Annotated in this window: 16 protein-coding genes and 4 tRNA genes; 7 read left to right on the top strand and 13 right to left on the bottom strand. The window is 49.2% G+C overall.

The window, feature by feature from the left end; all coding sequences use genetic code 11:
* Positions 1–11: 11 nt before the first annotated feature.
* Genes XMG59_RS08495 through XMG59_RS08485 form a run of 3 tightly spaced genes read right to left on the bottom strand, consistent with a single transcriptional unit; the run spans position 12 to position 2,723 of the window.
* The gene (locus tag XMG59_RS08495; protein ID WP_173483586.1) at positions 12–593 is read right to left on the bottom strand and encodes a hypothetical protein; all 582 of its coding nucleotides are present in this window, start codon (positions 591–593) and stop codon (positions 12–14) included.
* Entirely contained in the window at positions 583–1,371 is a 789-nt protein-coding gene (locus tag XMG59_RS08490) for a class III extradiol ring-cleavage dioxygenase (RefSeq protein ID WP_173483585.1), read from the bottom strand. Before XMG59_RS08490 ends, XMG59_RS08495 begins: the two co-directional genes overlap by 11 nt.
* On the bottom strand, positions 1,371–2,723 hold the full coding sequence (locus XMG59_RS08485) for a DEAD/DEAH box helicase (protein ID WP_371731499.1): 1,353 nt from the start codon (positions 2,721–2,723) through the stop codon (positions 1,371–1,373). Before XMG59_RS08485 ends, XMG59_RS08490 begins: the two co-directional genes overlap by 1 nt.
* 182 nt (positions 2,724–2,905) lie before the next feature.
* Between XMG59_RS08485 and XMG59_RS08480 the strand changes: the two genes are divergently transcribed.
* The 3 genes from XMG59_RS08480 to XMG59_RS08470 all read left to right on the top strand — a co-directional run bounded on the left by XMG59_RS08480 (position 2,906) and on the right by XMG59_RS08470 (position 5,320).
* The gene (locus tag XMG59_RS08480) at positions 2,906–3,637 is read left to right on the top strand and encodes a glutathione peroxidase (protein WP_173498552.1); all 732 of its coding nucleotides are present in this window, start codon (positions 2,906–2,908) and stop codon (positions 3,635–3,637) included.
* Positions 3,638–3,734: 97 nt separating this feature from the next.
* Positions 3,735–4,457: an SDR family NAD(P)-dependent oxidoreductase gene (locus XMG59_RS08475; protein ID WP_173480651.1), complete on the top strand. Its 723-nt coding sequence runs from the start codon at positions 3,735–3,737 to the stop codon at positions 4,455–4,457.
* Complete coding sequence (locus tag XMG59_RS08470; protein ID WP_173480652.1) at positions 4,457–5,320, top strand: amidohydrolase; 864 nt, start codon at positions 4,457–4,459, stop codon at positions 5,318–5,320. Before XMG59_RS08475 ends, XMG59_RS08470 begins: the two co-directional genes overlap by 1 nt.
* Before the next feature lie 12 nt (positions 5,321–5,332).
* Here XMG59_RS08470 and XMG59_RS08465 read toward each other — a convergent pair whose 3' ends face one another.
* Both XMG59_RS08465 and XMG59_RS08460 read right to left on the bottom strand, forming a co-directional pair.
* Positions 5,333–6,508, bottom strand: coding sequence for a mandelate racemase/muconate lactonizing enzyme family protein (locus XMG59_RS08465; RefSeq protein ID WP_173498551.1), 1,176 nt, complete (start codon positions 6,506–6,508; stop codon positions 5,333–5,335).
* A gap of 17 nt (positions 6,509–6,525) precedes the next feature.
* Positions 6,526–7,296 carry a class II aldolase/adducin family protein gene (locus XMG59_RS08460; protein ID WP_173495059.1) on the bottom strand — a complete coding sequence of 257 codons (771 nt, stop codon included), beginning with the start codon at positions 7,294–7,296 and terminating at the stop codon, positions 6,526–6,528.
* Positions 7,297–7,546: 250 nt separating this feature from the next.
* On the opposite strand from XMG59_RS08460, the gene XMG59_RS08455 reads away from it, so the two are divergent.
* From XMG59_RS08455 to XMG59_RS08440, 4 genes are all read left to right on the top strand, one after another.
* Positions 7,547–7,634 (top strand) — tRNA-Ser (locus XMG59_RS08455).
* Between the two features lie 20 nt (positions 7,635–7,654).
* Positions 7,655–7,730 (top strand) — tRNA-Asn (locus XMG59_RS08450).
* 16 nt (positions 7,731–7,746) lie between these two features.
* A tRNA-Lys gene (locus XMG59_RS08445) sits at positions 7,747–7,822 on the top strand.
* Between the two features lie 28 nt (positions 7,823–7,850).
* Positions 7,851–7,926 (top strand) — tRNA-Lys (locus XMG59_RS08440).
* A 7-nt stretch (positions 7,927–7,933) separates the two neighbouring features.
* Here XMG59_RS08440 and greB read toward each other — a convergent pair.
* Genes greB through dapC form a run of 8 tightly spaced genes read right to left on the bottom strand, consistent with a single transcriptional unit; the run spans position 7,934 to position 14,401 of the window.
* Positions 7,934–8,434, bottom strand: a complete 501-nt coding sequence (gene greB / locus XMG59_RS08435) for a transcription elongation factor GreB (protein WP_173498550.1) — start codon at positions 8,432–8,434, stop codon at positions 7,934–7,936.
* The gene (locus tag XMG59_RS08430) at positions 8,434–9,417 is read right to left on the bottom strand and encodes a zinc transporter ZntB (RefSeq protein ID WP_173484572.1); all 984 of its coding nucleotides are present in this window, start codon (positions 9,415–9,417) and stop codon (positions 8,434–8,436) included. The genes greB and XMG59_RS08430 overlap by 1 nt, the downstream gene beginning before the upstream one ends.
* A complete protein-coding gene (locus XMG59_RS08425; RefSeq protein ID WP_173480657.1) occupies positions 9,402–9,785 on the bottom strand; it encodes a hypothetical protein in 384 nt (127 codons plus the stop codon). Before XMG59_RS08425 ends, XMG59_RS08430 begins: the two co-directional genes overlap by 16 nt.
* A 39-nt stretch (positions 9,786–9,824) precedes the next feature.
* On the bottom strand, positions 9,825–10,634 hold the full coding sequence (locus tag XMG59_RS08420; protein ID WP_173498549.1) for a putative RNA methyltransferase: 810 nt from the start codon (positions 10,632–10,634) through the stop codon (positions 9,825–9,827).
* 1 nt (position 10,635) lies between these two features.
* On the bottom strand, positions 10,636–11,778 hold the full coding sequence (gene dapE, locus XMG59_RS08415; protein WP_173498548.1) for a succinyl-diaminopimelate desuccinylase: 1,143 nt from the start codon (positions 11,776–11,778) through the stop codon (positions 10,636–10,638).
* Positions 11,779–11,804: 26 nt separating this feature from the next.
* A complete protein-coding gene (gene dapD / locus XMG59_RS08410) occupies positions 11,805–12,836 on the bottom strand; it encodes a 2,3,4,5-tetrahydropyridine-2,6-dicarboxylate N-succinyltransferase (RefSeq protein WP_173480660.1) in 1,032 nt (343 codons plus the stop codon).
* 15 nt (positions 12,837–12,851) lie between these two features.
* On the bottom strand, positions 12,852–13,193 hold the full coding sequence (locus XMG59_RS08405) for an arsenate reductase (RefSeq protein WP_254445557.1): 342 nt from the start codon (positions 13,191–13,193) through the stop codon (positions 12,852–12,854).
* Positions 13,194–13,201: 8 nt separating this feature from the next.
* A complete protein-coding gene (gene dapC, locus XMG59_RS08400) occupies positions 13,202–14,401 on the bottom strand; it encodes a succinyldiaminopimelate transaminase (protein ID WP_173498546.1) in 1,200 nt (399 codons plus the stop codon).
* Positions 14,402–14,404: the final 3 nt, after the last annotated feature.

Below are 14,404 nucleotides of genomic sequence, written 5' to 3'. Positions count from 1 at the left end.
CTTAGTGGGATTTAAAGCCAACTGTCTCTCAATGTTTTGTCAGCTACAATGCGGCTGGCGTAGCTTTGAAAGGTTTCAGAGGCTTCTGTTAACTGTTGCTCGTTCAGTCTGACACCGGACTCAATCAAAAACTTCATCAGCTCTCTATCTTCATTTTTAATTGCGAACACAATCGCTTCAGTCGCACCGTTGAGGTCACAGCCATGTTGTGACACTAGGCTGAGCAGGGCCATTCGATCACTCTCCCTATTGTTTACAATAAACCTACTCAGCTGATTGATTTGCTGGTTGGAGATGCGATTTAACCCCTCTCTTAGTAACACTCTTAGGGTCTTGATCGGCTGTTCAGTGGTGCAGGCTAATAGCCCGTAATTGAGCAATTTTTCAGTATCAGAGATCTGCAGCTTCTGCAGAAGTGACTCTAGATAGTCAGGTGCGGACTCGTGAATCGCCGCTTCAATGAGCTGTGTGGATGCAGCTGATAGATCAGCAGGGTCGACTCTGTTTAGGATCTCCCTAAAGCCTTTGAGATCCTCTTTGAGAAGAGCCTTTTTGAGTTTATCGATGTTTGATTTAAACAACTTACTCAGCATTGATGCCAAACATCCAAGAGTCCATGGCGATAGCGCTGTGTCGGACTTCGTCGTTCATATGTTTCAGATTGACCCACTCATCACCGGCCGCACCCAGTGCAAAGTAGAGCGGGATAAGGTGTTCATCAGTGGGGTGGGCGGCTTGTGCATAAGGGGCCACTGAACGGTAGTTCAGTAGAGTGGCCAGTTCACGTTTTTCCAGTCGAGTTTTTAGCCAGTCGGTAAACATGCTTACGTACTCAGGCTGCCCAGGTTGGCGAACATCTCTTAGATTGTGGGTTGTGCTGCCGGATCCAATGACGAGCACTCCCTCTTGTCTTAAGGAACGCAGTGCATACCCCATCTTGTAGAGTGATTCAGGCGTGCTCGTTCTTGGCATCGAGAGTGCTACAACCGGAACATCTGCGTCTGGATAGAGATGTCTAAGCGGGGCCCAGACTCCGTGATCTAAGCCGCGTTGTGCATCCAACTCCACTTCATAACCGGCAAAGGTGAGTAGTGACTGGGCATAAATCGCCAACTCTAAATCCCCTTTGGCAGGGTATTGAATGGCAAACAGCTCATCAGGGAAACCGTAAAAGTCATGAATGGTTTCAGGCTGGAGTGATGAGGTCAGTTTAATCCCGCCAGTAAACCAGTGTGGCGACATGATGAGTATCGCTTTGGGTTGCGGGTATTTTGCTAGCTCATCAAGGCGCTGTTGTTCAGATTCCCCGAACACTAATGCATCAAGCGGTGAGCCGTGGCTCAAATAGAAAGAGGGTAGTGCTTGTTTCATCAGTCGTTTGGATCCAGTCCCGTTGTCTTACGGCGCATCATTGGTGCATTGCCATCGCCTAATGCAGCAGCTGCTGGTTGACGACGCTTGCCGATATCCTTCTTATCGCGAGCGCGCTGTTTAACCTTAGGCTTATCGCTGCTCTTACGTTTATCAGACTCTTTGCGCTTTTTAGTACCCGCTGCGCGGCCGTTCTTACGAACTTTTTCAGGCCCCTTGTAGTGACCTTTCAGTCCCGCAATGGATCGCATCTCAAACGTCACTTTAAGGTAGCGCTGGATGGTCGCGGATAGGTTCCACTCGTTCGACATGATCAGGTTGATAGCCAAGCCTTTGCGACCCTGCCGACCACTGCGGCCGATACGGTGAACGTACTCATCACCCTTACGCGCCATATCAAAGTTGATGACGAGGTCGACACCTTCAATGTCCAATCCACGTGCTGCAACATCGGTTGCGATTAGGTGGTTGATGCGGCCATCTCTGAATAGCTGCAGAATACGCTTACGCTCGGGCTGCTCCATCTCGCCATGAAGAATGCCAATGCGACGACCTTCACGTTGTAATTTAGTACCAAGCTGCTCTGCAAAGGCACGGGTATTACAGAAGATAATCCCTTTCTCATGCTCTTCGTTATCTAGCAGCCAAAGTAGTATCTTCTCTTTGTGACCAGGGTGATCAGCTAGGATCATCTGCTGTGTGATCGTCTCAACAGCATCTTGTGCAGTCGCAAGCTGCAATCGAACTGGCTCTTTAAGACCAACATTGATGAGGCTTTGCAGTTTGCTGTGGTTGAGCGTTGCAGAGAGCAGAAGCGTCTGACGCTGTGCAGGGCAGGCATCAATAATAAAGCTCATCTCATCTTTAAAGCCCATGTCGAGCATGCGATCGGCTTCATCAAGAACAAGGTACTCAAGATCATCAAAATCGAGGGTGTTGCGCTCAAGGTGCTCTTTCAAACGACCTGGTGTGCCTACTAAAATTTCTGGGTTTTTACGTAGACGAGCGACCTGGTTTGACCAGTTTTCACCGCCACACACGCTCTGAACCTGAATTTGTGTAAATGCCGCTAGCTCTGCACACATGTTTTCGACCTGTTCAGCCAGCTCTCGTGTAGGGGTCAGAATCAGTCCGCGTGTGCCCGAGCGAGGTTTAGGCGTGTCGAGCAGCTTTTGTAGCAGTGGCACAACAAAAGCGAGTGTTTTACCGCTGCCTGTTTCTGCACCAACCAGAAGGTCTTTACCTTCTAACGCGACAGGGATGCTCTCCTGTTGCACTGGGGTGGGTTGAGTAATGCCCATTTGGTCGATCGCTTTTAAGATACGATCACTGATATCGAGTTCGCTAAACACGCAAAGTTCCTACATAAATGAATGGCGCGATTCTATCAGATTAGGCAACAGGGCTCTCTATTTATTGTTGCTATAGGTTTTAAATATGAAGTGATTAGTTTTAATTAATTTTATTAAAATATCTATTTCTCATATTCTAAATCTATCGAAACGAACGAGCTTTACATAAAAGGAGTCAAGCCATGATGAATCGAGAAGGACAAACAGTCCCACAGGTTACATTTCCAATTCGTGAAAGTAACGAGTGGGCTAAAGTCACTACAGATGATCTTTTCAAGGGTAAAACGGTCATTGTGTTTGCATTACCCGGAGCATTTACACCGACCTGTTCAAGCACCCATTTGCCTCGCTATAACGAATTGGCTCCTGTCTTCGCCAAAGAGGGTGTGGATAGCATCATCTGCCTATCAGTGAATGATCCATTTGTGATGGATGCCTGGGCTGGTGATCAGGGTGCAGAGAATATCTACATGCTTCCTGATGGTAATGGCGAGTTTACCGACGGCATGGGTATGTTGGTTGATAAAGCGGATCTTGGCTTTGGTAAGCGCAGCTGGCGCTACTCGATGCTGGTTAAAGATGGCGTCATTGAGAAGATGTTCATCGAACCGGATGTGCCAGGTGACCCATTCCAAGTGTCCGATGCCGACACAATGTTGAACTACATCAACGCCAATGCGGAGCAGCCTATGCGCGTCACTGTGTTTACCAAACCAGGATGCCCGCACTGTACGCGTGCTAAGAAAGCATTGAGTGAGGCTGGTTTCAGCTACGAAGAGATCAACCTAGGTGCGAAAGGACTAAGTTACTCGACACTAGCCGCTGTAACTGGTCAGGGAACAACACCGCAGGTATTCATTGATGGTCAGCGAGTCGGTGGAGCTGACGATCTAGAGGCTTGGTTGGCCAAATAATATATAGCTAAACCCTTATCAAACAGTGCCAGACAGGTTTATAGACCTGTCTGGCACTGGCTGGTTACAATGGCTCATCAATCTAGATAGGTGAGTTATGCAGCGAACAGTTGTGATTACAGGTGGTGCTTCGGGGATAGGTTTGGCGATTGCAGAGCGCTTTGCTGAGCTGGGCGATAGGGTATTTAACCTCGACATCAGCCCAAGCGCCGTTGGCGAGACGTTGATCTGCGATGTGACGGATCATCAAAAGGTAACGAACGCTGTTAATCATATTGCCGATCAATACAGCATCGATGTGGTTGTATCCAACGCTGGGCGTCATCTATCCGCTAATATTGAACAGACGAGCGAAGCGGATTTTATTTCGATGTTTGATCTGAACGTGAAGGGTGCCTTCTCGCTTGTTCAAGCTTCTGTGCCGCACATGAAAGAGCAGGGCGGTTCGATCATTTTTATCGGTTCAGATCAATCGTCAGTGGCTAAGTCGAACTCCTGTGCATACAACATGACCAAGCACGCTCTGGCCTCACTCGCCAAAACCACTGCAATCGATTACGCCCAGTTTAATATCCGCTCCAATATTGTCTGCCCAGGTACGATCGAGACGCCGCTCTACACCAAAGCGGTTGAAGCCTATTGTGCTCGCTCAGGTTCAGATCTCAATGAAGTGCATCAGGCAGAGGCCAATGAGCAGCCTATCGGGCGCATTGGGCAACCTAATGAGGTGGCCGCAATGGTGGCTTACTTGGCCAGTGATGAGGCGGGTTTTGTCACCGGTGCCATGTTGCCGATTGATGGCGGATACACCACGCGCTAATGATCAATATTACTGATCCGCACCTGCATCTGTTTAATCTTGCTGAAGGTGAGTATGGTTGGTTGCAGCCAAACTCAGCCCCATACTGGCCTGATAAATCGAAACTACTCAGGGATTTTGGAGCGTCTGATCTGTTTCTATCTGATGGGCTAAGCCTATCTGGATACTCTCATATAGAGGCGGGCTTTAATAATTCAAAATCTTGGTTGGAGGTTGATTGGGTAGAGTCTCAAGCAGCGCTGCCCATCAAGACAGTGGGTTGTGTTGATCTTTGTGTAAGCCCTGACCAGTTTAATCAGCAGCTATCTGAATTGTCTAAACGCACTTCACTTGTTGGAGTTAGAGATATTTTTGATGATCAGCTAGATACGATTCTTAGTAGCCCGAATACCCTGCTTAATTTGCGAAGTTTAGAGCAGGCTGACCTTATCTTTGAACTGCAGTTTGATGTTACCGAGCTCGATGATGTTGATAAGGTGTTTAATCTCTTTAAACAATTTCCTGCACTTCAAGTTGTTCTGAACCATCAGGGTTTCGGTTCATCTGCTTTGCCTGAGACAGAGAGTGAGATGTGGCTGGCTGGACTTAAAAAGCTATCTGGATTGGCTAATCTAAAAGTGAAATGTTCTGGCTTTGAAATGCTCGATCGGTCGTTTACCGAAAAAACACTTAAGCAGACGATTGAAACTGTCGTTTCGATTTTTGGTGAGAGTAGGGTGATGGTCGCTTCCAACTTTCCTCTGATTACACTCTCTATGAGCTATAGCGACTATTGGTCGATGGTTGTGCGAGTGTTGCAAGAGGCAAGTTTGCCAATTGAAAAGTTGGTAGACCTCAACGCGCGTGAGATCTACCGATTCTAGTCTTCTATTTGACTACTTAACCTTCACATTCGGTGAGCGGTAGACAATCTCATCATTTAGCTCAATACCGATGCCTGGAAGATCCGGTACGCTGAACTTGCCGTTCACTGGCTGATAATCCTGAATACAGAGTTCGCGGTTCCAAGACTTGATCGCATAGGTGTGGTGCTCGTGAATAAGGAAGTTAGGAATCGCTGCTTCCAGTTGCAGTGACGCGGCGGTTGCTACGGGTCCACCACACACGTGGGCTTGAATGCGAATGTCGTAGACATCGGCGTAGTCACACACCTTCTTAGCTTCAGTGAAGCCGCCACAAAGGCCGACGTCAGGTTGAAGCACGTCGATCGATTGATCTTCAAAGTACTGACGAACATCCCAGCGGTGATATAGCCGTTCACCCCCTGCGATGGGCACGTTAACACCCTCGGATACTTTTTTGTGCACTTTAGAGTTGAGGTAGTTCACAGGCTCTTCGTACATCATGCAGCCCACCTCTTCGATCACTTTACCCATTTGGATGGCCGATGCGGCACCCATTAAAGAGTGTGATTCGAAGATAATGTCGACTTCGTCACCGACTTCGTTACGAATGGCACGCAGTCGATCCCCAAACAGCTTCATCTGCGCAGGTGTAAAGAGCTTGGTGCGGTCAAAGCTTGAATCACCGTTAGCATCGTAGACGATCGGATCGACTTTAACGGCATCGTAGCCTTCTGCCATCGCCTTTGAGGCTGCACGGGCGTAATCAGCAGGCGTTAGCATCTTGGTGCAATCTTTATCCCAGTCGAACTGCAGTTGGCTGGCATAGGTGCGCAGGTTGTCATTGGTCTTGCCACCTAACAGTTGGTAGACAGGGAGTCCGAGTGCTTTACCTTTGATATCCCACAGTGCTGTGTCGATGGCACTCATCGCCGAATATAGAACAGGGCCTCCACCAAGTCCCCAGAAGCTTTCACGTAGCATGCGTGACCATAAAAGCTCTGTCTTAAACGGATCAAAGCCGATCAGAACCGCTTCGGCGATCTCTTTAATCATTGCGGCCGCTGCACTGTGTCCCCAGTCGTAGGCGAGGCCCGCTTCACCGAGGCCGTGAATGCCTTCATCGGTATGAATGCGGACAAAGACAGGGTTCCAGGGTGGACGCTCTGGACAGTGAATATCAAAAATCTCTACTTCGGTGATTTTCATTGCTTAAACTCTAATAATTATTGATCAAATTCTGGGTAAGCTTGTTTAACTTTTCGTAGCATCGCTGGCCAAGCTTTTTGGCCACCCGTTGTTCCAGTGTGTACGACATTCGCCTGGGCTTTGATGCCATCGATCACGCTTTGTGGAACAGGAACAATATCAGTCGCGTTATGCTGCATTTTGACCTGCACTTCACAGGCCATAATCAGGTCGTACATGTGCATGAAAGCGTCGCCAATGGTTTTGCCCATTGTCAGTGCACCATGATTTCGCAGCATGAAGAAGTTAGCGTTGCCAAGATCATCCTGTAGACGCTTGATCTCCTCTGGATTAACCGCCAGACCTTCATACTCGTGGTAAGCGATGCTGGCTAACGCAAAGGCTGAGTACTGACTTAATGGCAGTAGTCCCTCTTTGCGAGTCGCAACCGCAATCAGATCAGGGTGATGCAGGTGAAATGAGCACTGGTCTTCGTGGCGTGCGAGGTGCACCGCGCTATGAATGGTAAAACCCGCAGGGTTAATGTCATACGGAAAGTCCGGATCGATTTTATTGCCATCAATGTCGATCTTGACCAGATTGGAAGCGGTTACCTCATCGAATCGTAGGCCGAACGGGTTGATCAGTAGCTCTTCGGTACCGGGGATACGTGCCGAGATGTGGGTATAGATAAGATCATCCCAACCATGCAGTACGACCAGTCGGTAGGCTGCAGCTAAATCGATGCGTGTTTGCCACTCGATATCAGATACTTTGCCCCGAAGATTGACCTTAGGAATGTTGTACATAGCGTTACTCAATGTAGAAATTGTTAGTCGAATCCTATCACAGGGCGGTCGCTGCAAGTACTGACATTCATCACAATTCGCTAAGGCGTTTGTTGGAAGATTTCCGATTTATGTCGCTTGTCTGATCAATCCTTGAACAAACTGATCATTGGGTGATCAAAAAAGAACTTTTTTTCACTTTTTTGTGAATTTTTTGTGGCTAATGGTTGACAGAAAAACTGAGGACGGTAACATCTGCGCCCATCCTAACGGAGGGATGGCTGAGTGGTCGAAAGCACCGGTCTTGAAAACCGACGAGTCGAGAGGCTCCCAGGGTTCGAATCCCTGTCCCTCCGCCATTAGGATGTCCAAGGTTTATTCCTCGATAGCTCAGTTGGTAGAGCAGTAGACTGTTAATCTATTGGTCGCTGGTTCGAGTCCAGCTCGAGGAGCCAAACCGAGATTTGGAGTGGGTCGTTAGCTCAGTTGGTAGAGCAGTTGACTTTTAATCAATTGGTCATAGGTTCGAATCCTATACGACCCACCATTCTCACAAATCTCACATTACCTGTTCAGGGTCGTTAGCTCAGTTGGTAGAGCAGTTGACTTTTAATCAATTGGTCATAGGTTCGAATCCTATACGACCCACCATTTCTTGCTACTCATATCGTATCGCCAATATCTCATACCAGAGTGTTCTTCCGTCTGGTGTATTGTGTTCTATCTCTTCGCCCAGTTGACGCTTTAGCAGTTTTCTAGAAAGTGGGGAATCAACGCTGATATAACCGAGTTTAGGGTTGATCTCATCGGCTCCGACAATTCGGTACTCAATCTCGTTATCCTCTTCATCAACTAGGGTCACCCAGGCACCAAAGAAGACGGTATCGCGTTGCTCTGGTAGATGCTCGACCACTTTAAAGTGATCCATACGTTTAGCGAGGTATCGAACGCGCCTATCGATCTCTCTGAGCTCTTTTTTACGATAGATGTACTCGGCATTCTCTGAGCGATCGCCCTCTGCAGCAGCCTCTTTGAGGGCTTGTGTGACCTCAGGACGTCGGACCTTCCAAAGATGTTTAAGCTCTGCATTCAAGCGCTCATACCCCTCTTTGGTAATGTAGGGGGAGCTCTTCTCTGCAGGGGGTCGCCAACGGCCCACTAGAGCCAGCCTTTGCGCTTAAGTAGGTAGACCAGTAAGCCGGTCGTACCCGATAGAGCCGCTAGGAAAATGAAAAACGCTGAACTGTTGTCAGCACCGGGTATACCACCAAGATTTACTCCGAGTAGACCGGTTAAAAATCCTAAGGGTAGAAAGAGTCCGGAGATGATGGCGAGAAGGTATAGACGCTCATTCAGTTGCTCTGACAGCTGGGCCATGATGCTATCTTGTGCCGCACCTGCGCGTTCTCGCAACATGTCTAGATCTTCTATATGACGAGTGAGGTGGTCATTCGTCTCAAACAGCGAGGCGCGATGATCGTCATTGAGAAGAGTGCTCTTAGAGGCTATCAATTGTGTCAGAGCCTCTTTTTGTGGGCCTAAATAACGTTTGAGTCGAGCGTTAGTCGTACGCATCTCGGCTAGCGGTTCACGCAGGCTCTTTGAGCCCTGTTGCTCCAGTTGCTCTTCAAGGGACTCAAGCCGCACATCTAACTCTTCTACTAAACGACCAATACGTTCTGTCAGGCCGTCTGCCAACTCTGTGATCAGATCCGAGAGGGTGTGTGGACCTTTGCCCTGTTGGAGCTGTTCAACCAGTTGTGTCACAGATTGTAGGCGACGCTTGCGTGTCGTGATGAGACAATTCTGTTTAAGAAGAAGGCGTATAGAGACCATGTCTTCAGGGTCAGAATTGACGTTTAAGTTGACCCCTCGCAATGCGATGAGCAGTTCATCATCGAGTCTGGTTGTTCTTGGACGAACCTTATCAGCTAGAAGGGTATCGATCGCTGATTGCGATAGACCTGAGTGCTCCTCTAGCCAGGTGTGGCTCTCTTTTTCGGTGTAGTCCAAATGTATCCAAACTTCACCGTCAAGCTCACTCCGCTGAGAGATCTGTTCAGAATTCAGTGCAATAGCACCGCCCTGACCATCTAGCAAAAGAGCGTGGAGTAGTGCAGGCTGTTTTAGTTCGTATTCCATACAATTTTCTCCTCGACCCCCTGGTGGACTTTATACCACTCATCGGGCTCATCTCCCTCTTGCCAGCCGGAGGCGATACAGCGAGTTTGAGTCTCCATCTCTTTCGCGATTTGATGCGCACATTCGAGATCGGTTGCCCAGGGTGTCTCGCTGCTATCAAACCAAACAGAGCTCCACGCTTTACCGATAACACGCTGTTGAATCAAAACGGGGATTTCAACATCGCCGATGAGGAGCTTAGATTTTATCGACTCTTTAGTGCTCTTATCGGTTGTCAGGGTGCCGAGTGTTTGGACCCACTCTAGGATCTGTTGGGCTGTGCGCTCTTTGACGTAGACCTCGATGTCGGGGTGGCGTTGCTCGCTCATCACTGTTCCTTAACGCGAATGACAGGGTATAGGGGTAATTTAGGCGCTTTTCTTGAAAACTGCGAGATGAATATCCACTTCGGTCGTGAATTGTTGATAATCAGCCAGCTGTTTTGCTGCGCGTTGGCCGTGGGGGGTCATCATAAATAGGTTATGCAGTGCGTCGCGTGAGGTGAGTTCAATCTCAAAATGAACACGTCGCTCATCAATGCGTTCGAACTGTGTACCTAAAGCGCTTTGGGGTGAAGAGTCGGTTTCTCGCACCTCATCGTAGATCGCTTCGCGCAGTGAGTAGAGGTGGCGCTCGCCTGGATAGGCAATGATTAAGTGTCCATCTTCTTTCAGGGCGTTTGCGATAGGCTCGCCGAGTATGCGGCTGAATACGATGACAGCGAGATCTAAGCTGTGATTCTCTGTTGGGATGTTAGCTGATGATCCAACCACCCAGGTGATTGACTTCGAGCGTTTGCAGGCCGCTTTGATGGCGTGTTTGGAAATATCTAAGCCTAGAATCTCGGCCTGATCTAAGGTGTTTTGCAGTGCGAGGGTGTAGTAGCCTTCGCCGCAGCCTAAATCGATAACGCTTGGGTGGGTGTCAGTATATTGCCGAGCTAGTTCGTTCAAAGTGTCTGAGACTGGGGCGTAATAGCCGGCATTCAAGAAGTCACTTCGCGCAGCAATCATCTCGGGGTTGTCACCAGGATCCTTACTGCGTTTGTTTTGCACTAAAAGCAGGTTCCAGTAGCCCTGTTTGGCTCGATCAAAGCTGTGATTGTTATCACATCGGAGCGTTTTCTTTTGCTCGTTGAGTGATAGTCGCTCCTGACAGACAGGGCAGATCAGCTCCATGTTAGGCGTCAGTCAACAGGTTGATCATGACCTGTTCATAAATCTCGGAGAGGGTGTCTAGATCGGCGACAGAAACGTTTTCATCAATCTTATGAATGGTGGCATTAACAGGACCTAGCTCAACCACCTGTGCACCTGTCGGAGCGATAAAGCGACCGTCTGATGTACCACCGCTTGTTGACAGTTCGGTCTCTCGGCCTGTGACCGATCGAATGGCATCACGAGCCGCATCGACTAGATCACCGGCTGCCGTTAGGAAAGGCTGACCCGATAGGTTCCACTCAATCTCATACTCAACATTGTGCTTCTCTAGAATCGATTCAACACGCGTTCGCAGTTCAGTGTCAGTCACCTCGGTTGAGAAACGAAAATTAAACTTCACTTCGACTTCGCCAGGTACAACGTTGGTCGCACCGGTGCCTGCGTTGATATTAGAGACTTGAAAACTGGTGGGTGGGAAGAAGTCGTTGCCCTGATCCCACTCAGTTTGTGACAGTTCGGCTAATGCTGGCGCGAATTCGTGAATGGGGTTGCGCACCAGATGAGGGTAGGCGACATGGCCTTGAACCCCTTTCACTTTCAGGGTGGCGCCAAGCGATCCGCGACGACCGTTCTTGATGACATCGCCAACCAAGGTTGTGCTCGATGGCTCGCCCACAATTGCCCAGGTGATCTTCTCGTTGCGAGCTTCCAAGGTATCAATGACTCGCGTTGTGCCATTGACGTAGGGACCCTCTTCATCACTGGTGATCAGAAGAGCGATAGAGCCTTTATGATCCGGATGTTTAGCAACGAATCGATCCAGTGCCGTCATAAAGGCAGCGATACTGCCTTTCATATCAGCCGCGCCGCGCCCGTGCAGATGACCATCAATGATGGTCGGTTCAAAGGGTGGAGTTTTCCAGCGCTCAATAGGGCCGGTTGGCACAACATCAGTGTGTCCTGCGAAACAGAGTACAGGACCCTCTTGGTTTCGACGTGCCCAGAAGTTGGTCACCTCTTCAAACGGCATATGATCGATAGTGAAGCCCAGCGCTTCAAGGCGCTCACACATCATTGCTTGGCAACCTGCGTCCTCTGGGGTAACAGAAGGGCGGCTGATTAGATCGCAAGCAAGTTCGAGAGTGGCGGAGCGCTGAGTCATCTTCTATCTACCTTTGTCTTTCAGGATTAGTTGTGAGCGTGTAGCTCTTCATTCAACTCAATTGCTGACTTGTTTGTTTTAACTTCGATACGGCCGTTTTGTGAGTTACGACGGAACAGTAGATCCGACTTGCCAGCCAGTTCAGACGCTTTAACCGTGGTTACTTCGTTGTTTTGGTCATCAAGAATGGTCACTTTCGAGCCGCCTGTTACATAGAGGCCCGCTTCCAGTGTGCAGCGATCCCCTAGTGGAATGCCTAGACCTGCATTGGCACCTAGCAGTGCGTTCTCACCAACAGAGATGATGACATTGTTGCCGCCAGAGAGAGTGCCCATAGTCGAACAACCACCGCCTAGGTCTGAGCCGTTTCCTACGACGACGCCGGCAGAGATACGACCTTCAACCATGCTGACACCCATAGTGCCTGCGTTGAAGTTGATGAAGCCTTCGTGCATAACAGTGGTGCCTTCACCTACGTGAGCACCTAGGCGGATTCGAGATGCGGCACCGATACGAACACCCGTTGGCACAACGTAGTTCGCCATCTGTGGGAACTTGTCGACTGAGTGAACGTGAAGCATGCGACCCTGTGCACGAGCGGCTAGCTGGCGCTTAGAGAGCTCATCGACCGCGATTGGACCTTCGTTCGTCCAGGCGATGTTCGGTAGCAGACCAAAGATACCGGTTAGGTTCTGGCCGTGAGGCTTAACGAGACGGTGCGAGATCAATGACAGCTTAAGGTAGACTTCAGCCGTGGTCGTTGGTGCATCGTCAGATTCAAGGATCGTCAAGATGACGGGCTGTGCGGTTCCTTCAAGAACCTCGACAATCTCGGCTTGATCTTCAGCGCCAACGCTCAAAAATGCAGCCTCTAGAGCTTTTAGCTGAGCGGCATCTACCTCGATCGCAGCGTTGCCACCGGTGTAACCCACGGCTTTACCTGCAGCATTAACCAGTGCTGAGTCTGCATTAAGCAGTGGTTGGTTGTAGTAGACCTCTAGCAAGTCGCCAGCCGCTGATTTAGTACCTACACCTAGGCCAAATGCAAAATTAGTCATCTCTATATCCTCGTGTTAAATCGTTAATGCCGATTGAGTATCAGGGGTAAAACCGACCTCAATCTGACCATTGAATTCAAAAATTGGGCGTTTGATCATGCTGGGCTGTTCGCTCATCAAATTGATCAATACAGACTCATCTGTAATCGCTTTTGTGGCATCGTCCAACTTGCGCCAGGTTGTACCGCGTTTGTTTAGGACAACCTCAATACCGGCCGCGTCAACCCACTGCTTAATCTGTTCAACTGTGGGTGGGCTCTTTTTAAAGTCGATGAAGGTAAACTCCACACCCTGATCAGTGAGCCACTTGCGCGCTTTTTTTACCGTGTCGCAGTTTGGAATGCCGTAAAGGTTCATAGCCATCCTTACAGCGACTCGATGTAACGGCGAATTCGCCAAGCCGCTTCGACACACTCTTCAACCGTTGCTACCAGTGCCATACGAACATAACCGGCACCAGGGTAGAGACCTGCATCGGTTTCACGCGATAGGTAACGACCGGGTAGCACTGTTAGGTTTTGTTGTTCAAACAGTCCTGCGGTAAAAGCGTCGTCATCGATCGGTGTCTTCGCCCAAAGGTAGAAGCTAGCATCCGGCATTTTGACATCCATAACCGGTGCAAGAATCTCAAGAACGGCCGCAAATTTCTGACGGTACTGTTCACGGTTATCTTGGACGTGAGTCTCATCATTCCAAGCAGCAATGGAGCCTTTCTGAACCTGAAGTGGCATCGCACATCCATGGTAGGTGCGGAACAACAGGAACGGCTTGATTAGAGCGGCATCACCGGCGATAAAACCTGAGCGAAGTCCAGGCAGGTTGGAACGTTTTGAGAGACTGTGGAATACGACACAATTTTTGTAATCGTGACGGCCAAGTTGCGCACAGACCTCTAGGAGACCTACGGGTGGGTTCGCTTCGTCAAAATAGATCTCGGAATAGCACTCATCAGAGGCTAGGATAAAGTTGAATTTATCCGCTAGCGCAATCAGCTTTTTGATGGTCTCTGCAGAGTGGACTGAACCGCTTGGGTTGTTGGGTGAACAGATAAATAGCAGCTCACAACGTTCCCAAATATCATCAGTGATCGAGTCGTAATCTGGAATAAACCCATTTTCAGCCAAAGTGGGTAAGAAGTAAGGCTCTGCTCCCGCTAGGTAAGCGGCCCCTTCATAGATCTGGTAGAAGGGATCTGGTGATAGTACCAAAGCCCCTGGTTTGCGATCGACTGCACACTGAGTGAAAGCAAAGATCGCTTCACGAGTACCCATTACCGGTAGCACGTTCTGCTCTCCAGTTAGGCTATCGCTCTTCAGTTTGAAGCGTCGTGTGGCCCAAGCGGCAATCGTATCGCGAAGCTCGGCACTGCCTTTGGTCGTTGGGTAGTTTGCAACAAGATCGACGGTTTCGTTTAACACCTTAGTCACACACTCAGGGGCAGGGTGTTTCGGTTCACCGATGCCCAATGAGATGTGCTCCATCTCTTGAGGTGGTCTTAGACCGCCCAATAGCTTTGCCAGTTTTTCAAAAGGATAAGGCTGTAGTAACGAAAGATCTCGATTCATAAA

It is taken from the genome of Marinobacterium sp. xm-g-59 (genome assembly GCF_013283315.1).
Classification (GTDB): Bacteria; Pseudomonadota; Gammaproteobacteria; order Pseudomonadales; family Balneatricaceae; genus Marinobacterium_E.
Note: the sequence above shows the minus strand (reverse complement) of the source record. Positions and strands in the feature narration are given on the sequence as shown.